The following is a 21,517-nucleotide window of genomic DNA, read 5'->3' on the forward strand; positions in this document are numbered from 1 at the left end:
CGGAAGGCGCTGATGGTTTCCTACGTTTTGAAACGACTGGCGATGTCGTTGCTGATCATCTACATCGTCATCTCCTTGTCGTTCTTCATGATCCGGCTGATGCCCGGCAACCCGATGGCGGCGCTGGAGTCCCAGCTGCGGATGCAGGGCGGGCTGAGCGAGGTCGAGATCCAGCAACGGATCAACGCCATCTACAGCGTGACGCCGGACGCTCCGGTCTGGGAGCAGTACCTCCGGTACGTGTGGGGCGCGGTCCGTGGCGACCTCGGCCGCCCGATCACCAACCCGGGCACCACCGTGGTGGCGGTGATCGCCGAGGCCCTGCCCTGGACGATCATGGTGGTGGCGGTGTCGCTGATCATCAGCTTCGTCATCGGCATCGCGGTCGGGGCAGTGATGGCCGCCTTCCAGAGCAGCCGGTTCTCCCAGGCGATGACCTTCGTCGTCTCGTTCCTGAGCGCCGTTCCGAGCTACCTGGTGGCGATCGCGCTGCTCTACGTCCTCACCAGCGTCTACCAGGTGTTCCCGTCCGGTGGCGCCTACGGAGTCGACGTCACGCCGGGGTTCAACGGCCCCTACATCGTCAGCGTGCTGTACCACTCCATCCTGCCGATCGCGGCGTCGGTGATCACGTCGTTCGGCGGATGGGCCCTCGGCATGAAGGGCAGCGCGGTCTCGGTGCTCGGCGCGGAGTACGTCCGCGCGGCCGAGTCCCGCGGACTGAGCGACCGCCGGATCACCCAGTCGTACGTCGGGCGCAACTCGATGCTGCCGATGGTCACCCAGCTGGCCCTGTCGGTGGGCTTCATGTTCGGCGGCTCGGTGTTCATCGAGACCTACTTCCAGTACCCGGGGATCGGGTTCTACATGATCCAGTCGGTCGGCCAGCGCGACTACTCGTTGATGATGGGCTGCTTCGTGCTGATCACGGTCTCGGTGATCATCACCAATCTCCTGGTCGACCTGCTCTACCCGTTGGTCGACCCGCGGATCGCCAATCCGGCCGCCCGCGCCCGGGCGACCGACCAGCCCACCGATCCCGAACAGGAAGTACTGCCGGCAGGAGGTTCGATGGCATGAGATTCCTCAGCGACCTGTGGCGGATCCTGCGCCACGACAAAGGGGCCCTGATCGGCGGCGCGATCGTGCTGCTCTACTGCCTGGCGGCGATCTTCGGCCCGGTCTTCGTCGAGGTGGGCAACGAGCAGGACGCGAACCAGGCCTACCTGGCGCCCTCGTGGGCGCACCCGCTCGGCACCGACTCCCTTGGCCAGGGGGTGCTGTCCCAGATCATCGTGGGCACCCGGCCGATCATGATCGTCGGCGTGCTGTCCGCGGTGATCACGGTCTTCGTCGGCGTGGCGATCGGCCTGCTGACCGGGTACGTCGGCGGCTGGGCGGACTCGGTCATCATGCGGATCACCGACATCTTCCTCACCATTCCCGGCCTGCCGCTGATCATCGTGCTGGCCAGCGTGATCAACACCACCAACCCCGTCGTCCTGGCCCTGATCCTGTCGATCACCGCCTGGGCCGGGCTGGCCCGGGCGATCCGGTCCCAGGCGATGAGCCTGCGCAGCAGGGAGTTCGTCGAAGCCGCCAAGCTCCAGGGCGTCTCGCTCGGCAACATGGTCGGACGGCAGTTGCTTCCGAACGTCGGGCCGTACGTCGCGATCCACTTCCTGCTGGCCATCACCGGCGCCATCTACGCGTCCGTGGGCCTGTTCCTGCTCGGCATCGCGCCGATCAGCGGCAACAACTGGGGCATCATGATCAATCTCGCGATGGCCCAGGGCGCGTTGTACACCACCGACAGCGCGTTCTACCTGTTCTCCCCGATGGCCGCGATCGTCATCCTGCAGGTCGCGTTCGTGTTCTTCTCCCGCGCGCTCGACAGCGTGTTCAACCCGAGGCTGCGTGTCCAGTGACCAACGCGAAGAACGGGAAACCCGACGACGGGACCCTGCTGGAGATCGACGACCTGACGGTCGCGTTCGGCGACGGCGCCGGCTCGGTGCGCGCCGTCGAGAACGTCACCCTCTCGGTCGCCCCCGGCGAGATCTACGCCCTGGTCGGTGAGTCCGGCTGTGGCAAGTCCACACTGGCGTACTCGATGCTGCAGATCGTGCCGCAGCCCGGCCGGGTCGTCGGCGGCGACATCAGGTTCCGTGGCCGGGGCATGGTCGCGATGTCCAAGCGCGAGCTCAACGCGCTGCGCGGTGCCGAACTGGCGATGGTCTTCCAGGGCGCGATGAACGCGTTCAACCCGGTCGTGACCATCGGCGCCCAGGTGGACCACATCCTGCAGGCGCACCCTGAGGTGTTCCCCGACCTGAAACAGGGCCGCCAGCACTTCGAGCACCTCCTCGAACTCGTCCAGCTCCCACCGAAGCGGATCTGGAAGGCCTACGAGAGCCAGCTGTCCGGCGGGATGAAGCAGCGAGTGGCGATCGCCGTCGCCTTGCTGCTGAAGCCGTCCGTGGTGATTCTCGACGAGCCCACCACGGCACTGGACGTCCTCAACCAGCGCCTGGTGATCGACATCCTCAAGGACCTTCACCGCGACCTCGGGGTGACGATCGTCTTCGTCACGCACGACCTCGCGGTCGTCGCCGAGGTGGCCACCCGGGTCGCGGTGATGTACGCGGGGCGTCTGGTCGAGACCGGGACGGTCGAGGAGATCTTCAAGGCCGAACGCCGGCATCCGTACGTCGAGGCGCTGATCAACGCGATTCCGAGCGTGCTGGACGCCGGCCTCACGGTCCGGCCGATCGGCGGTTCGGTGCCGAATCTCGCCGACCTGCCGGCCGGCTGCCGGTTCGCTCCGCGGTGCCGGCTGGCGGAGGACCTCTGCCGGCGCACCGAGCCCCCGCTGCTCGGCGACGGTGGTGGCCACCTCGTGGCCTGCCACGTCGTGAATCGCGACGTCGTACCGATGGAGGTGTCGAAGGCATGAGCCTGCTCGACGTGCGGAACGTGACGCACACCTACGACACGGGCACCGGCAGGCCGGTCCTGCACAATGTCGATCTGTCCACCCGGGAGGGCGAGATCGTGGCTCTGGTGGGCGAGTCAGGCTGTGGCAAGACCACGTTGGGCCGCCTGATCGCCGGACTGCACGAGCCCAGCAGCGGCAGCATCTCCTTCGAGGGCAGCGACATCGCGGGCCTGAGAGGCAAGCAGCGCAAGAACTGGCGGCGTCGCGTCCAGATGGTGCATCAGGATCCCTACGGTTCGCTGAATCCGGGACTGACCATCGGCAGTACGTTGGCGCCGGGCCTCCTGCGGCACAAGCTGGCGAACCGCCGTACCGTCCAGGCGGAGATGATCAAGCTGTTGCAGCAGGTTGGTCTGGACGCGACTCCGGCGTTCCTGCAGCGTTACCCCCACCAGTTGTCGGGTGGCCAGCGGCAGCGGGTCTCGATCGCCCGGGCCATCAGCCTGCAGCCGAAGCTGATCGTCGCCGACGAGGTGACGAGCATGCTGGACGTGTCGATGCGTGTCGCGATCCTCGACCTGCTGCTGTCGTTCCAGCGCGACCGTGGCATCGGGTTCGTGTTCATCAGCCACGACTTCGGGGTGGTCCGCTACTTCGCGCAGGGTGGCCGCATCGCGGTCATGTTCTACGGCCACATCGTCGAGGAAGGCCCGGTCGAGGAGCTGATCAAGACACCGAGCCACCCGTACACGCACATGCTGCTCCAGGCGATCCCCGTGCCGGACCCGGTGCTGGTGCGCAAGCGAGACGCGGAGGGCAGCGGCGCCGAGCGTCTGACCGGCGAGCCCTCGACGAAGGGCTGCGTCTTCTCCAACCGGTGTCCGCTCGTCCAGGACGTCTGCCGCAAGGAGGCTCCACCGCTCGTCGACATCGGCTCGGGACACCGGACCGCCTGCTTCTTCTCCGACGAGATCCCGCCGCTGAAGCACCTCGGTGCCGACGAGGCGAGCCCGCAACCGACGCGATCGCAGGTTCGATCATGATGAGGACCGCGGCCAGGGTGCTGCTACGGATCGGCATCGGCCTGCTGATCATGTCCCTGCTGATCCGGCCGGCGATCACGACGCCGCACGGGATGATGGGTGACAACTTCGCCATCGCCGCCTGCCTGGCCCTGATCCTCACCGCCGCGCTCGGGATGAAGTTCGCACCCGATGAACAGGCCGGCGCGAATCCGGGTCGGGGACGCCGCGGGGACGACTGATCTCTGCCCTTCGCCGTCCGCGGGACGGAGCGGGCGCCGTCAGGACACCGACGGCGCCCGGCTCAGATCGACCACGCAGAACAGGTTCCCGTCCGGGTCGGCCAGGACGACGAAGTCGGGGTCGGGCGGGTAGCTGTCCCAGTCGACGCGCGTCGCCCCCAGCCCGACCAGCCGCTCGACCTCGGACCGCTGCTCGGCGGTCGAGTCGACGAGAAGGTCGAGGTGGAGGCGCGGATGGTTCTCGACCGGCGAGTCGCTGTGCATCAGCCCGAGCACCCGCTCGCCGCCGTCCCGGGCGACCAGCGTCCGCCAGCGGTCGCTGGGCCCCTCCGGACTCTCCACCAGATTCAGCGCCGCCGTCCAGAACACGGCGGCAGCGGCCACGTCCGCGACGCCGACCACCGGATATCCAAGCCTGATCACGCCGGCCACCGTAGCCCGGCGGCCGGTCCATCGGCACTGCCCGGCACAGCGTCGTACCGGGCCGCCTCTGTCTACATGCTGGCGATGAGCTTCTCGACCCGCTCGTCGTGGGACTTGAACGGGTCCTTGCACAGCACCGTGCGCTGCGCCTGGTCGTTGAGCTTCAGGTGCACCCAGTCGACGGTGAAGTCGCGGCGCCGCTCCTGCGCGCGCTTGATGAACTCGCCGCGCAGCCGCGCGCGGGTCGTCTGCGGCGGGACCGACTTGGCCTCGAAGACGCGCAGGTCGTCGACGACGCGGGTGACGGCGCCCTTGCGCTCGAGCAGGTAGTACAGCCCGCGCGGGCGGTGGATGTCGTGGTAGGCCAGGTCGAGCTGGGCGACCCGCGGGCTGGCCAGGCCGAGGTTGTTCTGCGCGCGGTAGCGCTCGATCAGCCGGTACTTGATCACCCAGTCGATCTCGCGCTCGATCCCGGACAGGTCGCCGGACTCGATCGCCTTGAGGCAGCGCTCCCACAGGTTGAGCGCCCGCTCGACCGCCGGCGTCCCGAGCTCGCGCCGGTCGACGAAGTCGCGCGCCTTCGACAGGTACTCCCCCTGGATGTCCAGGGCGCTGGCCTCGCGGCCGTTGGCCAGCCGGACCTCGCGGCGGCCGGTCATGTCGTGGCTGATCTCGCGGATCGCGCGGATCGGGTTGTCCAGCGTCAGGTCGCGCATCACGATGCCGGCCTCGATCATCCGCAGCACCAGGTCCGTGCTGGCCACCTTCAGCAGCATGGTGGTCTCGGACATGTTCGAGTCGCCGACGATCACGTGCAGCCGGCGGAACCGCTCGGCGTCCGCGTGCGGCTCGTCGCGGGTGTTGATGATCGGGCGGGACCGCGTCGTCGCGCTGGAGACGCCCTCCCAGATGTGCTCGGCCCGCTGGGACACGGAGTACACCGCGCCGCGAGGTGTCTGCAGCACCTTGCCCGCGCCGCAGATCAGCTGCCGGGTGACCAGGAACGGGATCAGCACGTCGGCGAGCTTCGCGAAGTCGCCGTGCCGGCTGACCAGGTAGTTCTCGTGGCAGCCGTAGCTGTTGCCGGCCGAGTCGGTGTTGTTCTTGAACAGGTAGACGTCGCCGAAGATGCCCTCGTCGTGCAGCCTCTTCTGGGCGTCGACCAGCAGGCCCTCGAGAATCCGCTCACCGGCTTTGTCGTGCGCGATCAGGTCGGTGACCGAATCGCACTCGCCGGTGGCGTACTCCGGGTGGGAGCCCACGTCGAGGTAGAGCCGGGCCCCGTTGCGGAGGAAGACGTTGCTGCTCCGCCCCCAGGACACGACTCGCCGAAACAAGTACCGCGCCACCTCATCGGGGGTCAGTCGGCGCTGACCGCGAAAAGTGCAGGTGACTCCGTACTCGTTCTCCAAGCCGAAGATTCGCCGGTTCACATCACCCACACTACGGCGCGGCTCCGACATCCGTGCCCTGTCTCAGGCGCGGCGTTTCGGGGCGTTATCCCTTTGATGTCAACCGTCCCTGGTTCGAGAGCGCTTTCCGGCGCCCGGTGGATCTTCGGTGGAGGTCCGTCCGACAGCAGTGACCACGACGGTTGCGGCTGCCACCGTCGGCCTCATGAGAAGACGAACCTTCCTCGCCGCCGTTGCTTCCGTCCCCGCCGTGGGAGCCTTGCCCGCCGCGGCGCTGACCGCGCCGCTCACCCTTCGGTTGCCCTCGCCAACCGGTCCACACCGCATCGGTACGACGACCCTGCACCTCGTCGACGCGACCCGCCGCGACCCGTGGAGCAACGCCTCCACCCGCGAACTCATGGTCACCATCTACTACCCAGCGTCGACAACCCACGGCTGCCGACGCGCGCCGCAACTGTCTCCTGCAGCCGCCGCCGTCTTCGGGCAACTCGACGCCGGGATTCTGCACCCCGAACTTCCCTCCACCGGCGTCAGCTGGGCCGCCACCCGCACCCACTCGTACGCCGATGCCCCCGCCCTCCCGGTACGCCGTCCCGTCCTGCTCTACAGCCCGGGCGGCGCCGACCCACGCACGATCGGCACGTCGCTCGCCGAGGACCTGACGAGCCACGGCCACGTCGTCGTCACGATCGACCACCCCGGCGAAACCAGCGAGGTCGACTTCCCCGGCCGCCCGCCACGCATCATCGAGATCACCCCCGACGTCCAGACCGATCCCGTGCTCAACCGCACGATGATGACCACCCGCTTCGCCGACGTCCACTTCGTCCTCGACCAACTCGAACGCATGGCGTCAGGCCACAACCCGGATGCCTCGGGCCGCGCACTGCCCCGCAACCTCCACCGAGCCCTCGACCTCCGCCGCGTCGGCACCTACGGCCACTCCGCCGGCGGCGCCACCGCCGCCCAGTCCATGCACGAGGACAACCGCATCCTGGCCGCCGCGAACCTCGAGGGCTACCTCGACCTGGCCGACGGCGCCCTCTACCCCATCGCCCAGCAAGGCACCCGCAAGCCGCTCCTCCTGGCCGGCACCGACGGCTACACCAACCCCCGCCTCGACCGCACGTGGTCCGCCGTCCAGTCCCACGGCGGCCCAGTACGCCGTACGCAGCTGCAGCAGGCCAACCACTGGACCTTCACCGACTACGCAGCCTTCGCCCCACAGCTCGTAGCCGCCGGCCTGATGACGCCCGCCGAACGCACCCACCTGGTCGGCGACAATCCACGAGCCGTCCCCGTAGTACGAGCCCTGCTCCGCGACTTCTTCGACCGGGCCCTGCAGTGACTCCGAAGACGGGCTGAGACTCAGAGGTCGACGAGGTCGAGGAGCTGGCCGAGCTCCTTGGGGTCGAGCTCGCGGAGCTCGCCGGTGTGCAGGTTGCCGCGGCGGACCGGGCCGATCGCCGTACGGGTCAGGCGCTTGACCGGGTGGCCGACCGCGTCGAACATGCGGCGGACGATCCGGTTGCGGCCTTCGTGCAGGGTGATCTGGATCAGCGTGCGGCCCTTGATCTCGGCGGTCACCTTGACGGTGTCGGCCCGGGCCTCGCCGTCCTCGAGGTGGACGCCGTCGAGCAGCCGCCGCAGGACGACGGGCTTGACGTTGCCGTCGACCTCGGCGACGTACGTCTTGCTGACCTCGTACGACGGGTGCGCGAGCCGGTGCGCGAACTCACCGTGGTTGGTGAGCAGCAGCAGGCCCTCGGTGTCGGTGTCGAGCCGCCCGATGTGGAACAGCCGCTCCTCGCGGTCCTGCACGTAGTCGGCGATGCACGGCCGGCCCTGCGGGTCGGCCATCGTGGTGACGACGCCGCGGGGCTTGTTCAGCACCAGGTACGCGTGCGCGCTGGTCGGCGGGATCCGCTCGCCGTCGACCCGGATCACCGACACCGCGGGGTCGACCCGCGTGCCGAACTCGGTGACGACCGCGCCGTCCACCTCGACCCGGCCCTGCTCGATCAGCAGCTCCGCACTCCGCCGGCTCGCGACGCCCGCCTGTGCGAGTGCCTTCTGCAGCCGGATCCCGTTGTCTTCAGTCATCACTACGGACACGGTACTGCGCGCTGCCAGGCTCGCTGACGTCGCCTGCCGTTCGCCCGTCGTCCACCGGTACGCCGTCGGTCGCGCTGTCGTCGTCGACGAGGTCCTCCGCGGCGTCCATCCGGACGTCGTCGGTCTCCCCGGTCAGCTCCTCGGCCGACTGCAGGTGGTCGTCGTCCTCGTCGTCGCCGTCGTCCTCGACCAGGTCGTCCTCGTCCTCGTCGTCCTCGTCGGGGACGACGACGTCGCCGCCATCCTCGTCGTCGTCGGAGTCGTCGTCGGAGTCGTCGTCCGAGTCGTCCTCGGTGTCGTCCTCGGGGTCCCCGCCGGTCTCAGGGATCTCGGCCGGGTCGGCCTCCTCCTGGTCCAGCTCGGTGTCCCCACCAGCCTCCAGCTCCTCGGCCGGCTCCAGCTCCCGCTCGTCGTGCTCGAGATCGAGCTGGGGATCCGCACCGGCGCTCAGGTCCCCGTCGATCCCGGCGGCGCCGACGTCGGAGGTGACCGCCTCCGCAGGCTCGGGCGTCCCGACCGCCTCCGGTGTCACGCCGTCCGGTGCCGTGCCGTCCGGTGCCGTGCCGTCGGACGCGCTCGCGTTACCGTCCGGCAAGGTCGGGGCATCCGGCGTACCGGCTTCGGTGCCGAGGTCCTCGGCGGTCGGGGTGTTCTGGGCGGCGAGCTCTTCTTCCACGTCGTCCATCTCCGGGAGGTAGGGGGCGAGTTCCGGCAGGTCGTCCAGACTCTGCATACCCATTCGCTCCAGAAAGTACGTGCTGGTCCGGTACAGCGTCGCCTGGGACTCGGTGTCCGCGCCGGCGTCCTCGACCAGACCGCGGCTGATCAGCGTCCGCATCACGCCGTCGACGTTGACGCCGCGGATCGCCGACACGCGTTGCCGGCTGACCGGCTGCTTGTACGCGACCACCGCGAGCGTCTCCAGCGCCGCCTGCGTCAGCCGCGCCTGCTGCCCGTCGAGCACGAACTTCTCCACGTACTGCGCTTCCGCCGGCCGCGTGTAGTACCGCCACCCGCCGCCCACCTCGCGCAGGTCGAACCCGCGACCCTGCTCGGTGTACTCGCCGGCCAGCTCCTTCAACGCCCCGGTCACGTCCGCGACCGGCCGACCCACGGCCCGCGCCAGAACCAAAGCAGGCAAGGGCTCGTCGGTCACCATCAGGATCGCTTCCAGCGCCCGCCGCATGGTGACGTCGTCGATCACCACCTCGCCCGCGGCCGGCTCCTCCTCCAGCTGCAGCAGCAGCTCCTCAGCAGCATCCGCCCCGGACTCGTCATCCGCGCCGGCAGTCGCCTCGGCCTCGCTCGGCTCCGCGCCTTCACCCTCGACAGGGACGGAACCCTCGACAGCGGCGGACTCGGTCGACGCGGTGTCCACCTCGTCGTGCTGGTCCACCGGCGTCTCCGTGCTGCTGACCGAGTCCAAGGCATCGGTGGTGGGGTTCTGGGAATCGGTCACTCGTCTACCGTCTCGGTCGGGGCTTCTTGGGGAGCGTCGGGCTCGGGCTCGTCCTCGGTGAGCGACTCGCCCTCGGCGATGAACGCGGTGATGTGGTCGTCGGTGACCTCCGGCGCTTCGCCCTCACCGTCCTCGGGCGGCTTGACCTCGTCGAACTCGTCACCGACGGCGATCTCGCCCTCGTCGGTCCCGGTCCAGCGAATCGTCAGCTCACCCAGCGGCGTCACCTGCTCGAACGTCACCGCCGCTTCCCGGAAGAGCTCGAGCAGCGCGAGGAACCGGCACACCGTCGTCACCGTGTCCGGCGAGTCCGACACCAGCGTCCGGAAGGTCGTCGTCCGCTGCAGCCGCAGCCGCTCCACGATCACCGCGGCCTGCTCGCGAACCGTGACCGCCGGCGCGTGCAGGTGCGCCAGCGACACCCCTTCGGGAACGATCGTCCGGGGCGCCATCGCCGCCGCGGCCAGCGCGGCGAACTGCTCAGGAGTGACCCCGAGCAGCACCTCCGGCAGCAGTTCGGCGTACCGGGGCTCCATGCCGACAGCCCGCGGGAAGCGCAGCCCTTCCTCGGCCACCCGGTGCTGGATCAACGCGGCGATCTGCTTGAACGCCCGGTACTGCAGCAGTCGCGCGAACAGCAGGTCGCGCGCCTCCAGCAGCGCCAGGTCCTCGGCGTCCTCGACGTCGCCCTGCGGCAGCAGCCGCGCCGCCTTCAGGTCGAGCAGCGTCGACGCGATCAGCAGGAACTCCGAGGTCTGGTCCAGGTCCCACTCCGCGCCCAGCGCCTTGATGTAGGCGATGAACTCGTCGGTGACCTTCGACAGCGAGATCTCGGTGATGTCGAGCTTGTGCTTGCTGATCAGCTGCAGCAGCAGGTCGAACGGCCCCTCGAAGTTGACCAGGTGGACGCTGAAACCCTTGCCCGACGACGAGTCGCCGTCGGGCAGCTCGGTCGGCAGGTCGATCGGCAGGTCCGTCGAGGTGTCGGCCATGACGGACCTACTCCGCGGCAGCCCGGAGCCGCTGCACCAGCACCGAGTCGGGACCGTGGTCGACGAAGTCGGCCAGCAGTACGTCGATCGCCTCGCGGACGATCCGCCCGCGGTCGGCGGTCAGGCCGTGCTCGGCGCGGAGCGCGAGTCTGGTCTGTTCGAGTCCGAGCAGCTCTTCCTCCGTCACGTACACGGTGATCTTCGTGTCGTGCCGGATCCGGCCACTGGACTTGCGGTCCTCGACGACGGCGGTCCGGGCCCGGCCGGTGGATCCCGGTCGGTCGGACAGCGCGGGTCCGTCGGTGGCGGTGCGCTTCTCGGGTCGGGTCTGTTTCGGTGCCGCACCCCCGAACAGCTCGCTGGCACCTGGCAGGCTCACCCGGCGGGACAACGCGCCAGCACCTCCTTGGCAAGGTCGCGGTACTGGGTAGCCGCTTGGGACGAAGGGGCGTAGGTGGTGATCGGTTCGCCGACGACCGTGGTCTCGGGGAACTTCACCGTACGCCGGATGACAGTGTGGAAGACGCGCTCGTCGAAGGCCTGGACGACCCGGTCGAGCACTTCCCGGGCGTGCGTGGTGCGCCCGTCGAACATGGTGCCGAGAATGCCGACGATCTCCAGCTTCGGGTTGAGCCGGTCCTGCACCTTGGCGATCGTGTCGGTCAGCATCGCCAGGCCGCGTAGCGCGAAGAACTCGCACTCCAGCGGGACGACGATGCCGTGCGACGCGGTCAGCGCGTTCACGGTGAGCAGGCCGAGCGAGGGGGCACAGTCGATCAGGATCACGTCGTAGTGCGGGATCAGCGGCTCGAGCACGCGCTGCAGCGTGTACTCCCGGGCGACCTCCTGGACCAGCTGCACCTCGGCCGCGGACAGGTCGATGTTGGCCGGCAGCAGGTCGAGGTTCTCGACCTTGGTCGGCCGGATCACCTCGTCGGGCCGGATGTCGCGCTGCATCAGCAGGTTGTAGACCGACAGCTCCAGGTCGTGCGGCTGCACGCCGAGCCCGATCGAGGCCGAGCCCTGCGGGTCGAAGTCGATCAGCAGCACCTTGCGCCCGGTCTCGGCGATCGCGGCCCCCAGGTTGATGGTCGTCGTGGTCTTGCCGACGCCACCCTTCTGGTTGCACATGGCGATCACCTGGGCCGGCCCGCGACGGGTCGGCGGCAGCACCTCCGGCAGATCGGGAAGCGGCCGTCCGGTCGGCCCGATCTTGTGCCTCGGGCCGTGCGGGTCATTCACAGGTGCCATGTCCTCCGCGGTGAGCTTGGCCGTCGGCCGGGGCATCTCCGCATAGTTGTTCGGGATGATCGGACGCTGCTGGCTCGGGTCGGCGGTGGCCGGCGGCTCCTGCGGCGTCGTGCTCGGTTCCGGGTCGTGGTGCGCGGTGCGGTCCGGTTCCGTGCTCGGTGCGTAGCGCGGTTCCGGCGCCGGCGACATCGGTTCCGTCGACGGCGTCACGTACTGGTGCTGGTCGTGGTGCTGGGTGCCCGGGAATGTCGACTCGTTCATGACTCGTCAAACCTTTCAACCGATGCGGGCGATCCCAGCGACTGTAAGCGTGCATTCAAGCACTCTCAAGCGGCCACTCCGCAGCCGGGTCGGGCTGTTTCCGGTCGGCATTCCACAGCAGGCCGATCACCGGAGAAAGGTGACCGACCGTGCATGGATGATCGCACACCGTCGATCCAGGTCGGTCACCGACCCTCGGCGCGCGAGTCGACCAGTTTGTTGTACGCCGAGAACCACACCAGTACGCCGTACGCGATCAGCGCCAGCGACCAGGCCGGCAGCGGGTGTCCGAAGACCGCGACCGCGGCGAGGACGAGCAGGCTCGGGAGCGCCCAGCCGAGGTACCACTTGAGCGGCGCCCGGCCGAACAGCGCCGCGACGACGCTGGTCACCACGTACAGCGCGAGGCCGCCGAACACGAACCAGCGGTCCTTGGTGTGCAGATGCTCGGCGGCGGCCGGGATCAGCCCGCCGAAGCCGGCCGCGATCGCGACGACGGACGCGGTCACGCCGAGGTGCGCGGGCAGCGCCTGCCACGGCTCGAGCGACGCCGTACGCCGAGGAGCCGGCGTGAACCCGTACAGGCTGGTCAGCTGCCACAGCTGCACGAGGATCAGGAACCCGGCCAGTGAGGACGCGATCACCGCCGGCGTCCAGGCGAGCTCGGTGTTCGCGGCAACGACCTGGGCCAGCGCCTCGCCGAGCACGATGATGACGAACAGGCCGAGCCGTTCGTCGAGGTGACCGCGTTCGACCTGGGCGACCGAGAGCAGGTTGGCTCGCGGCGACGGCAGCCGGTCCGGCGAGATGCCGCGCTGGATCAGCCGGGCCAGCCGGCGCTGCTCGCGCTGCGCGTTCTGCTGCTGGCGCTGCCGGGCCCGCTCGGTCATCTCCTCGACCGCGTGCGGGTTGCCGGCGCCGACCATCGAGAACGCGAGGTCGACCACGATCGAGACGCCCCACAGCCAGTACGCGATCGTCTCCGGCACGAACAGCGACACCACCCACGGCGTCGCCATGATCGACTGCGTGGCCGGCCAGAACGCGACCACCTGCCCGTCCCGCGCGGCCGAGCGGGCGGCGATCGTCCGGCAGAGCAGGAACGCGACGACGAACACCGCCGTCCGGCCCTCGGGTGCGTCGTGGTGCTCGCCGGGCAGCAGCTCCGGAAACACCCCGGGCACCGCGGCAGCCATCACCGCGATCCCGAGCATCGTCCGCAGTACGGCGCGCTGCCGCGTGCGTTCGCCGGCCACGTTCGCGTACACGCTGGTCGTCGTCCAGACGCTCCAGATCGCGTAGAACATCGCCGCGCAGGCGGCGACCTGCCCGATGCTCTCGGCGCCGTGCAGCCGGTGCGCGATCTGCGCCGCGGCCGCGACCACGGTCAGGTCGAAGAACAGCTCCAGCCAGCTCGCGTGCCGTTCCTCGGTGCTCTTGTCGGTCACCCGCTCAACCTAGAGCGCGCGGGTGCGACGTCGCGTACACCTCGCGGAGTTTGTCGACCGTGACGAGCGTGTAGACCTGCGTCGTCGTCACCGACGCGTGCCCGAGCAACTCCTGCACGACCCGGACGTCGGCGCCGCCGTCGAGCAGGTGGGTGGCGAACGAGTGCCGCAGCGTGTGCGGCGAGATCTCCTTGCTGATCCCGGCCCGCTCCGTCGCTCTGCGCAGGACCGTCCAGGCGCTCTGCCGCGACAGTCGTCCGCCGCGCGCGTTGAGGAACAGCGCGTGCGTGCCTCGGCCTCGCGCCACGAGATCCGGCCGCCCGCGGACCTGGTACGCCGCCAGCGCGTCCCGCGCGTACGACCCGACCGGGACGACGCGCTCCTTGCTGCCCTTGCCGCGCAGCAGCACCTGCCCGGACTCGAGGTCGACCTCGTCGACGTCGAGCCCGACCGCCTCGGAGATCCGCGCGCCGGTCCCGTACAGGAACTCCAGCAACGCGGCGTCCCGGGTCTCCAGCAGCCCCGACTCCCCCTCGACGCCGGCGGCCGCGGTCAGGATCCGGGTCACCTCGTCGACGGACAGCGCCTTCGGCAACCGTTGCGGCGGGACCGGCGGCTTCACCGCGGCGGCCGGATCGGTCGACGTCAGCCCTTCGCGCAGGCAGAACTTGTGGAACCCGCGGACCGCGACGACCGTGCGGCCGGCGCTGGACGCGGTCAGCGGCGGGTGGTCGGCGTCGCCTTCCCGTAACCGCATCAGGAAGTCGCCGACCACCGCCTCGGAGATCCGGCCGAGCGACGTGATGTCCGCGCCGGCCAGGTACTCGTCGTACCGGCGCAGGTCCCGCCGGTACGACGCCAGGGTGTTGGCGGCCAGTCCGCGCTCGACCGTCAGATGGTCGAGGTACGCGCTGACCGCCCTCCCGATGTCCGTCATGCGGAGCAGTCTGCCCGGTGGATCAGACCAGGACCTCGTCGAGCTTCAGCTGGTCGAGGTCGTGCGCCTCGGCGACCGGGCCGTAGGTGACGTGGCCGTCGAAGGTGTTCAGGCCGAGCGCGAGGCTGTGGTCGTTCTTCAGCGCCTCCCGCCAGCCGAGGTTCGCCAGCTCCACGGCGTACGGCAGCGTCACGTTGGTGAGCGCGTACGTCGAGGTGTTCGGCACCGCGCCCGGCATGTTGGCCACGCAGTAGAACAGCGAGTTGTGCACCTTGTAGACCGGGTCGGCGTGCGTGGTCGGGTGCGAGTCCTCGAAGCAGCCGCCCTGGTCGATCGCGATGTCGACGAGCACGCTGCCCGGCTTCATCCGCGAGACCAGCTCGTTGCTGACCAGTTTCGGCGCCTTCGCGCCGGTGACCAGGACCGCGCCGATGACCAGGTCGGCCTGGAGCACCGCGCGCTCGATCTCGTACGCGTTCGACGCGACCGTGTGCAGGTGGCCCTGGTAGGTCCGGTCGGCGTCGCGCAGGCGGGCGATGTTGCGGTCGAACAGCTGCACCTCGGCCTGCATGCCGAGCGCGATCGCCGCCGCGTTCATCCCGGCCACGCCGGCGCCGATGATGACGACCCGGGCCGAGTGCACGCCGGAGACGCCGCCCATCAGGACGCCGCGGCCGCCGCCGTTGGCCATCAGGTGGTAGGACCCGGCCTGCGGCGCGAGCCGGCCCGCGACCTCGCTCATCGGGGCGAGCAGTGGCAGCGACCCGTCCGGGAGCTGGACGGTCTCGTACGCGATGCCGGTGATGCCGGAGTCGGTCAGCGCCTTGGTGGTCTCGGGGCTGGCGGCCAGGTGCAGGTACGTGAACAGCACCTGGTCCCGGCGCATCCGGTGGTACTCCTCGGCCACCGGCTCCTTGACCTTGAGCACCAGCTCGGCCTCGCCCCACACGTCGTCGGCGGTCGGCACGATCCGTGCCCCGGCCGCGACGAACTCCTCGTCCGGCAGCAACGAGCCGGTACCGGCCCCCTGCTCGATCAGAACCTCGTGCCCGTTGCGCACGAACTCGTGCACCCCGGCCGGGGTGATCGCCACCCGGTACTCGTGGTTCTTGACTTCCTTCGGAACTCCGACCTTCACTGCTCGCCCTTCTTCCGTCTCCAGGGAATGCGGCCCACAACGCTGTGTCCGCGGCCCGGCGGTCGAGGGGTCGTGCTTGCCGAGTCGCTGCGAGTGTAAGCCCGCAGGGTCCATACCACTGCAGCGGTTGGTCTTGTCCGGTGACGACGCGCTGACGGGGAGTTCTGCGGGTTGATCACACTCGCTCCTAGGACGTCACAGTGCCCCGCGAAGTTGTCCCGTAACAGCCCGAATCCGGTCCTGCGGGCCCATTCTTGACGCAATCTTTTCCTCGCCGTTTCCCTTTCGTGGCAGACGTTTCCGGTGCCACGCGGTGACACGGGGTGAAAGGTTCCGGCCCGCAAGAAATCGCGAACGCTACCTCGACAGCTGATAGCTCAGTACGGCGGTGCCGTCGCCGAGGAGTTGGTGAGTGTTGGGCGTCAGCCCGGTGGGTGCGAAGCCGGTGCCGAAGAGAGGGATGCCGCCGCCGAGGACGACGGGGTAGAGCTTGACGATCAGGTGGTCGATCTCGCCGAGCAGCTGGCCGGCCAGGTTGCCGCCGCCGGCGAGGTAGATGCCGGCGCCTTCTTCCTGCTTCAGCGCGCGGATCGCGCCGACCGGGTCGGACGAGATGACCGTCACGTCCGGGTCCTCGATCTGCAACGTCGACGACACGACGTACTGCTTGAGATGCGGATACGGACTGCTGATGCCCGCGTCGAGTGCGAGCGCGTAGCTGCCGCGGCCCTGGACGACGGTGTCGAAGTGCTTGCCCGGGCCGCTGAGGCCGAGCTGCTCGCGGGCCTGGCCGGGCAAGGTCTCCGGGTACTCCCCCGCGATGTGATCGACGACTTCCGGCGTGATCGGGAACGCCGCGAGGCCGCCGTCCGGGTCGGCGATGAAGCCGTCGAGCGAGGTTCCGACGTAATAGGTCAGTGTGCGCACCCCCTCACCCTGCCAGCGGTTGGGCTCACCGAGGTCGTTGCTCGCGCAACCATCGTTGAGTGACGCAGGAGTAACCGGAAGACTTGTGGGCGTCGCCGGAATGGCCGCTCTCCGCCCGGAGTTGCCCCAAGGGAATCGTTTGGACGAGAGGAGTACGACGTGGCGGTCGATCTGGGACGGTTCGGGGTCTGGCACCAGGCGGAGAAATGGGGGCCTGAGCTCGCCACCGGCCTCGAGCAGCTCGGGTACGGCGCGGTCTGGCTCGGCGCCTCCCCGGACGCCGATCTGCGCGACGCCGAGGTGCTGCTGGCCTCGACCGATCACGTGACGGTCGGCACCAGCATCGTCAACATGTGGAAGGACGACGCAGCGGCGGTTGCCGCGTCGTACCACCGGCTGGAGGACGAGCACCCGGGCCGCTTCCTCCTCGGCGTCGGCATCGGGCACCCCGAGCGCACGGGCGAGTACAAGACGCCGTACGAGACGATCGTCGACTACCTGGACGCGCTCGACGACGCCAAGGTCCCGGTCGACCGGCGGGCGCTCGCCGCGCTCGGCCCGCGGGTGCTGAAGCTGTCCGCGGCACGCACCGCGGGCGCGTTGCCGTACCTGACCACACCCGAGCACACCCGGCAGGCGCGCGAGACGCTCGGGGCCGGCGTCCTGCTCGCTCCCGAGCACAAGGTCGTGCTGGAGACCGACCCGGAGATCGCGCGCTCGGTCGCGCGGGACTACCTGGCCGGCTACCTGCAGCTCACCAACTACACGAGCAACCTCAAGCGTCTCGGGTACGACGACCACGACTTCGAGAACGGCGGCAGCGACCACCTGGTCGACGCGCTCGTCCTGCACGGTACGGCGGTCGAGATCGCCGAGGGGCTCAAGGCCCACCTCGAGGCCGGCGCCGACCAGGTCGTCATCCAGCAGCTCGGCAAGGAGGGCCCGGACCTGCTGCCCGGCTACGAAGCTTTGGCGACTGTTCTGTTCTAGCAATCGCGGCGTGCTGTGCTCTGTTGTTCAGCGCAGCGTGAAGTCCGCGAAGTCGAAGCCGGGCGACACGATGCACGAGACCAGCACCGCTTCGTCGTCGACCGGTCGCGCGGCCTGCCAGGCCCCGGCCGGTACGACGGCCTGCGGCTGCTGACCCGCCTTCACGTCCGGGCCGAGGGTGATCGACTCGGCCAGTTCGGGGTCGTCGCCGGTGCCGCCGAGGTCGAGCGTCAGCGGACCGCCGGAGTGCCACAGCCAGATCTCGGCCGAGCGGACCTGGTGCCAGCGCGACTCCTCGCCCGGCGCGAGCAGGAAGTAGATCGCCGTCGCGCTCGCCCGCTCCCCGTCGTACCCGGCCGGCTCGAACGTCACCTCCGAGCGCCACGTCTCGCGGAACCAGCCGCCCTCGGGGTGCTGGGTCAGGTCCAACGCCTCGGCCAGCTCGGGCCGTTCCTGGGTCGCCATGCCGGAAACGGTAATACCCGTGACGGCCGGGCCCGCGAGCAGGCAGAGTTCGGCCATGACCTCAGCCGAGCGCCCGACCGCCTACCACCAGCGACTTCCGTACGGCGAACGCGTGTCGCCCGCACCGCTGCTCGGCGGTCCGTTCTTCGCCTTCGACGGCGACGTCCAGGTCGTCCCACTGGCCGAGCCGGTGCTCCCGGAACCGCCGCGGGCGGGCGAGGAGGGCGGCGCGCCCTGCATCGCATGCACCGGGCCGGGCTCGGCGGTGATCTGGCGCGACGACCACTGGCAGCTCAAGGCGGGGATCGAGCCGAGCGGCCTGCCGATCGTCGCCCTGCTGGAACCCCGCGAGCACTACCGGCTCGACAACCTCTCCCCCGAGCTGCTCGCCGGCCTCGGCCCGATGATCCAGCGCGTGGCCGGCGCGATCCGGCGGATCGACGGCGTCGGCCGGACCCACTTCAGCCGCTTCGGCGACGGGAGCGAGCACTTCCACGTGTGGTTCTTCGCGCGCCCGGTCGGCATGATGCAGCTCCGCGGCCCGCTCCTCTCGGTGTGGGGCGACATCCTGCCGCACGTTCCGGACGAGGAGTTCCGGGCCAACGCGCGCACGGTCGCGACGGCACTCGCCGAGGTGTCGGGTCAGCCGCTGGGCGTCGCGGCCGGCTGAGCGTGGGCCTCAGCGCATCTTCCGCGGCTCCGAATGCGAGTCCACGTAGTACGCATGCCCCTCACGCAGCAACCGGCGGGCCATCCCGAAGTCCGTCGTGTCCTCGTCGGTCCGCAGGTGAAACGGCGGTGGGTAGTAGCAGTCCCCCACCAGCATCACGTCCGACTCGGGATCAACGGCAACGATCGAGTCCGGCGCGTGCCGGCCACCGACATGCCGAAGCTCCACGCCGGTCGGCAACGTCAACGTCTCCGCAAAAGTTGTCTCCGGCAACATGATCCGCAACTCGGAGAAGTCCGGCACCGCCAACGCCCGAGCCCGGAAACTGGGCCCGAGCTTCGGGTTGTGTCTCACCTGCTCCCGCAGATACCGATGACTCCAAGGCCGCGCGGCCTCCACCTGGAGGATCTCGACCGCGGAGGCATGCGCCACCACCTCGACCTCACCCCAAGCCGAAGCGCCCCACGTGTGATCCCAGTGATGATGCGTGTAAACCAGCCACCGCACCTCCGGCAGCCCTGCGGCCGCTACCGCCCGCTGCACCTCCCGAGCATGCGCCGGACCGTTCCCCGCGTCGATCACCACAGACCCGCGCTCATCAGCAACCACCCCCACCGAGGCGCCAATCGCATCAGGGTCCGGGTCGTGCGGATAGACCCACACTCGACCCGCCACGTGCTGCAACCGCCCCGCATCCTCCATCGCCTCCAGCTCTTTTCCGGCCGCAGCGGCCTCAGCCGTCGCCGGCCTCTCCGGCCGCATCGCCGCCGACCTGCCCACCGCCTCCTCACCCATCTGACCGACGATAGTGGGCATGCAGACGAGAGCGCGTGACCTGGGTGTCGTCATCGGGAGCTTGCCGACCGGTGCGCTGAACGCGATCACCGACGTACCAGGCGTGCGCGTCGGCCAGACGACCGTCTCCGACGGCGACCTGCAGACGGGCGTCACCGCGGTCGTACCCGCCGACGTCACCACCGGCCTCCCCGCAGCTGTTGCTGTGGGCAACGGATACGGCAAGCTGGTCGGCACCACCCAGGTCGACGAGCTCGGCCGGCTGGAGACCCCGATCCTGCTCACCGGCACGCTCTCGGTCTTCCGCGCCGCCGACGCCCTGCTCACCTACCTGCTCGACCGCGACCCACGAGCAACCAGCCTCAACCCGGTCGTCGGCGAGACCAACGACGGCTACCTGTCCGACATCCGCCGCCGCCCGATCACCGAGCAACACGTCCTCGACGCACTGACCACAGCCTCCACCGACCAGCCCGAAGAAGGCTGCGTAGGAGCAGGCACCGGAACGTCAGCTCTCGGTTTCAAAGCAGGAATTGGTACGTCGTCGCGCCAACTCCCAGCAGGCACGATCGGCGCCCTCGTCCAGTCCAACTTCTCCGGCACCCTCCAGGTCCTCGGCACGCCGATCCCCGCCCCACCGCGGCAGACCGAGCCCGACGGCAACTCCTGCATGATCGTGCTCGCCACCGACCTCCCGCTCGACGCCCGCCAGCTCGGCCGGATCGCCCGGCGCGCGATCTTCGCGCTCGGCCGGATCGGCTCGGACTACGCGCCCGGCAGCGGCGACTACGCGATCGCGTTCGCCACGTCGTACCAGCCGCCGATGCGCGACGACGATCTCCGCCCGGTCTTCCAGGCCACGCTCGAAGCCGTCGAGGAGGCCCTGCTCAACTCCCTCACCGCGGCCCGTACGACGACTGGCTTCCAAGGGCGCACCCGGTACGCCGTACCGCACGACCTGATCACCGCGGCGCGGGATAGAGCGCAGCGACCGTCGTCGCCAACCGCCTGATCTCCGCCCGCACCTCCTCCGGCGCGAGCACCTCCAGCTCGTCGCCGTACCGGATGAACTGCGACGCCGCGTTCCCCACGGACTCGATCGGCACGGTCACCGTCACCGTGCCGTCGACGTCCGGCGCGACGCCCTCCATCGCCTTCACCAGCACGGGAAACGACACGTCCTTCACCCGTGCGACCATCGTCGCCGACACCCGCACGACCGCCGTCGCGGTGAACCGCCGCTGGTCGAACTCCTCCAGGTGCTCCCGCCACACCGCCGCCAGGTCGAACCCTGGCGGCCGGCTGAACTCCTCGTCGGTGATCGTCAGCTCGAGGATGTTGGAGACCCGGTACGTCCGCACGGCGCTGGACGCGGCCGCGACGACGTACCAACTCCCGTTCTTCAGCACCAGCCCGTACGGATCGAGCACCCGCTCGACCTCGCGCGGCGCCTCCCACCGGCGGTACAGCACCTTGATCCGCCGGTCGTGCAGCACCGCCTCGGCGACCGGCGCGAGCTGCGGCGACTCCTCGGCGTCGGAGTACCAGGCCGGCATGTCGAGGTAGAACCGGTTCTTCAGCCGCCCCGCGCGATCCCGCTGATCCGGCGCCAGCGCTGCCAGCAACTTCAGCTCCGCCGCCGACGTCTCCGCCGTCAACCCCAACGCCGCCGCCGGCCCCGGCATCCCGACCAGAAACAGCGCCGCGGCCTCTTGCTCGGTCAGCCCGGTCAGCCGAGTCCGGTAGCCGTCGACCAGCCGATACCCACCCGCCCGCCCCTGATCGGCGTACACGGGAACCCCAGCAGCCGCCAGCGCCTCGACGTCCCGATAGATCGTCCGCAAGGAGACCTCGAGCTCGTCCGCCAACTCCCGAGCCGTCAACTGCCGCCGCGTCTGCAGCAACAGAAGAATCGACAGCAACCGACTCGAACGCATGCGCCGAGCGTACGCCGAAACACTGCCACTCCCTGTCAGCTTTGCCGCAACCAGCAACCCGCTCCCCGGGCACCCCCTCCTGTGCGAGCCTT

The 21,517-nt window shown here is 69.6% G+C and carries 23 protein-coding genes; 9 read left to right on the plus strand and 14 right to left on the minus strand.

The features are described 5' to 3' along the window. Positions 1 to 12: 12 nt before the first annotated feature. From ABD235_RS27290 to ABD235_RS27310, 5 genes are read left to right on the plus strand one after another with little or no spacing between them, the layout of a single operon-like run. Complete coding sequence (locus tag ABD235_RS27290; RefSeq protein WP_344179227.1) at positions 13 to 1,080, plus strand: ABC transporter permease; 1,068 nt, start codon at positions 13 to 15, stop codon at positions 1,078 to 1,080. Next, the gene (locus ABD235_RS27295) at positions 1,077 to 1,928 is read left to right on the plus strand and encodes an ABC transporter permease (RefSeq protein WP_344179229.1); all 852 of its coding nucleotides are present in this window, start codon (positions 1,077 to 1,079) and stop codon (positions 1,926 to 1,928) included. Before ABD235_RS27290 ends, ABD235_RS27295 begins: the two co-directional genes overlap by 4 nt. Further along, complete coding sequence (locus ABD235_RS27300; RefSeq protein ID WP_344179231.1) at positions 1,925 to 2,956, plus strand: ABC transporter ATP-binding protein; 1,032 nt, start codon at positions 1,925 to 1,927, stop codon at positions 2,954 to 2,956. The genes ABD235_RS27295 and ABD235_RS27300 overlap by 4 nt, the downstream gene beginning before the upstream one ends. Continuing rightward, entirely contained in the window at positions 2,953 to 3,981 is a 1,029-nt protein-coding gene (locus ABD235_RS27305; RefSeq protein WP_344179233.1) for an ABC transporter ATP-binding protein, read from the plus strand. The genes ABD235_RS27300 and ABD235_RS27305 overlap by 4 nt, the downstream gene beginning before the upstream one ends. Then, positions 3,978 to 4,202, plus strand: coding sequence for a hypothetical protein (locus ABD235_RS27310; protein WP_344179235.1), 225 nt, complete (start codon positions 3,978 to 3,980; stop codon positions 4,200 to 4,202). The genes ABD235_RS27305 and ABD235_RS27310 overlap by 4 nt, the downstream gene beginning before the upstream one ends. Before the next feature lie 39 nt (positions 4,203 to 4,241). Here the strand turns inward: ABD235_RS27310 and ABD235_RS27315 are convergent, their stop codons facing one another. Continuing rightward, positions 4,242 to 4,625: a VOC family protein gene (locus tag ABD235_RS27315; protein WP_344179238.1), complete on the minus strand. Its 384-nt coding sequence runs from the start codon at positions 4,623 to 4,625 to the stop codon at positions 4,242 to 4,244. 71 nt (positions 4,626 to 4,696) lie between these two features. Continuing rightward, positions 4,697 to 6,058, minus strand: coding sequence for a Pup--protein ligase (gene pafA, locus ABD235_RS27320; RefSeq protein ID WP_344179240.1), 1,362 nt, complete (start codon positions 6,056 to 6,058; stop codon positions 4,697 to 4,699). Between the two features lie 184 nt (positions 6,059 to 6,242). Between pafA and ABD235_RS27325 the strand changes: the two genes are divergently transcribed. Continuing rightward, on the plus strand, positions 6,243 to 7,388 hold the full coding sequence (locus ABD235_RS27325; protein ID WP_344179242.1) for an alpha/beta hydrolase: 1,146 nt from the start codon (positions 6,243 to 6,245) through the stop codon (positions 7,386 to 7,388). A gap of 20 nt (positions 7,389 to 7,408) precedes the next feature. Here the strand turns inward: ABD235_RS27325 and ABD235_RS27330 are convergent, their stop codons facing one another. The 9 genes from ABD235_RS27330 to ABD235_RS27370 all read right to left on the minus strand — a co-directional run bounded on the left by ABD235_RS27330 (position 7,409) and on the right by ABD235_RS27370 (position 16,568). Then, positions 7,409 to 8,143 carry a pseudouridine synthase gene (locus ABD235_RS27330; RefSeq protein ID WP_344181322.1) on the minus strand — a complete coding sequence of 245 codons (735 nt, stop codon included), beginning with the start codon at positions 8,141 to 8,143 and terminating at the stop codon, positions 7,409 to 7,411. Beyond that, on the minus strand, positions 8,136 to 9,614 hold the full coding sequence (gene scpB, locus ABD235_RS27335) for an SMC-Scp complex subunit ScpB (RefSeq protein WP_344179245.1): 1,479 nt from the start codon (positions 9,612 to 9,614) through the stop codon (positions 8,136 to 8,138). Before scpB ends, ABD235_RS27330 begins: the two co-directional genes overlap by 8 nt. Beyond that, positions 9,611 to 10,606, minus strand: a complete 996-nt coding sequence (locus ABD235_RS27340; RefSeq protein ID WP_344179247.1) for a segregation and condensation protein A — start codon at positions 10,604 to 10,606, stop codon at positions 9,611 to 9,613. Before ABD235_RS27340 ends, scpB begins: the two co-directional genes overlap by 4 nt. Positions 10,607 to 10,613: 7 nt before the next feature. Beyond that, on the minus strand, positions 10,614 to 10,985 hold the full coding sequence (locus tag ABD235_RS27345; RefSeq protein WP_425553185.1) for a hypothetical protein: 372 nt from the start codon (positions 10,983 to 10,985) through the stop codon (positions 10,614 to 10,616). Beyond that, the gene (locus ABD235_RS27350) at positions 10,982 to 11,857 is read right to left on the minus strand and encodes a ParA family protein (RefSeq protein WP_344181324.1); all 876 of its coding nucleotides are present in this window, start codon (positions 11,855 to 11,857) and stop codon (positions 10,982 to 10,984) included. The genes ABD235_RS27345 and ABD235_RS27350 overlap by 4 nt, the downstream gene beginning before the upstream one ends. 446 nt (positions 11,858 to 12,303) lie before the next feature. Then, complete coding sequence (locus tag ABD235_RS27355; protein WP_344179253.1) at positions 12,304 to 13,566, minus strand: low temperature requirement protein A; 1,263 nt, start codon at positions 13,564 to 13,566, stop codon at positions 12,304 to 12,306. Positions 13,567 to 13,570: 4 nt separating this feature from the next. Beyond that, the gene (gene xerD / locus ABD235_RS27360; RefSeq protein WP_344179255.1) at positions 13,571 to 14,503 is read right to left on the minus strand and encodes a site-specific tyrosine recombinase XerD; all 933 of its coding nucleotides are present in this window, start codon (positions 14,501 to 14,503) and stop codon (positions 13,571 to 13,573) included. A 22-nt stretch (positions 14,504 to 14,525) separates the two neighbouring features. Then, the gene (gene ald / locus ABD235_RS27365; protein ID WP_344179257.1) at positions 14,526 to 15,641 is read right to left on the minus strand and encodes an alanine dehydrogenase; all 1,116 of its coding nucleotides are present in this window, start codon (positions 15,639 to 15,641) and stop codon (positions 14,526 to 14,528) included. Positions 15,642 to 15,998: 357 nt separating this feature from the next. Then, positions 15,999 to 16,568, minus strand: coding sequence for a dihydrofolate reductase family protein (locus ABD235_RS27370; RefSeq protein ID WP_344179259.1), 570 nt, complete (start codon positions 16,566 to 16,568; stop codon positions 15,999 to 16,001). 159 nt (positions 16,569 to 16,727) lie between these two features. Here ABD235_RS27370 and ABD235_RS27375 point away from each other — a divergent pair, with 159 nt between their 5' ends. After that, complete coding sequence (locus ABD235_RS27375; protein ID WP_344179262.1) at positions 16,728 to 17,558, plus strand: LLM class F420-dependent oxidoreductase; 831 nt, start codon at positions 16,728 to 16,730, stop codon at positions 17,556 to 17,558. Positions 17,559 to 17,585: 27 nt separating this feature from the next. On the opposite strand, the gene ABD235_RS27380 is transcribed toward ABD235_RS27375, so the two are convergent. Next, positions 17,586 to 18,023 (minus strand): cupin domain-containing protein, encoded by a 438-nt coding sequence (locus tag ABD235_RS27380; RefSeq protein ID WP_344179264.1) that lies wholly within the window; start codon positions 18,021 to 18,023, stop codon positions 17,586 to 17,588. A gap of 55 nt (positions 18,024 to 18,078) precedes the next feature. Between ABD235_RS27380 and ABD235_RS27385 the strand changes: the two genes are divergently transcribed. Continuing rightward, on the plus strand, positions 18,079 to 18,693 hold the full coding sequence (locus ABD235_RS27385; protein WP_344179266.1) for an HIT family protein: 615 nt from the start codon (positions 18,079 to 18,081) through the stop codon (positions 18,691 to 18,693). 9 nt (positions 18,694 to 18,702) lie between these two features. On the opposite strand, the gene ABD235_RS27390 is transcribed toward ABD235_RS27385, so the two are convergent. After that, positions 18,703 to 19,488 carry an MBL fold metallo-hydrolase gene (locus ABD235_RS27390; RefSeq protein WP_344179269.1) on the minus strand — a complete coding sequence of 262 codons (786 nt, stop codon included), beginning with the start codon at positions 19,486 to 19,488 and terminating at the stop codon, positions 18,703 to 18,705. Between the two features lie 19 nt (positions 19,489 to 19,507). Between ABD235_RS27390 and ABD235_RS27395 the strand changes: the two genes are divergently transcribed. Continuing rightward, positions 19,508 to 20,500 (plus strand): P1 family peptidase, encoded by a 993-nt coding sequence (locus ABD235_RS27395; protein ID WP_344179271.1) that lies wholly within the window; start codon positions 19,508 to 19,510, stop codon positions 20,498 to 20,500. Here ABD235_RS27395 and ABD235_RS27400 read toward each other — a convergent pair. Then, positions 20,451 to 21,425, minus strand: a complete 975-nt coding sequence (locus tag ABD235_RS27400; protein WP_344179273.1) for a helix-turn-helix transcriptional regulator — start codon at positions 21,423 to 21,425, stop codon at positions 20,451 to 20,453. The two genes, ABD235_RS27395 and ABD235_RS27400, sit on opposite strands and share 50 nt — an antisense overlap. Positions 21,426 to 21,517 lie beyond the last annotated feature (92 nt).

The sequence above is a fragment of the Kribbella lupini genome, assembly GCF_039529595.1.
Lineage (GTDB): Bacteria > Actinomycetota > Actinomycetes > Propionibacteriales > Kribbellaceae > Kribbella > Kribbella lupini.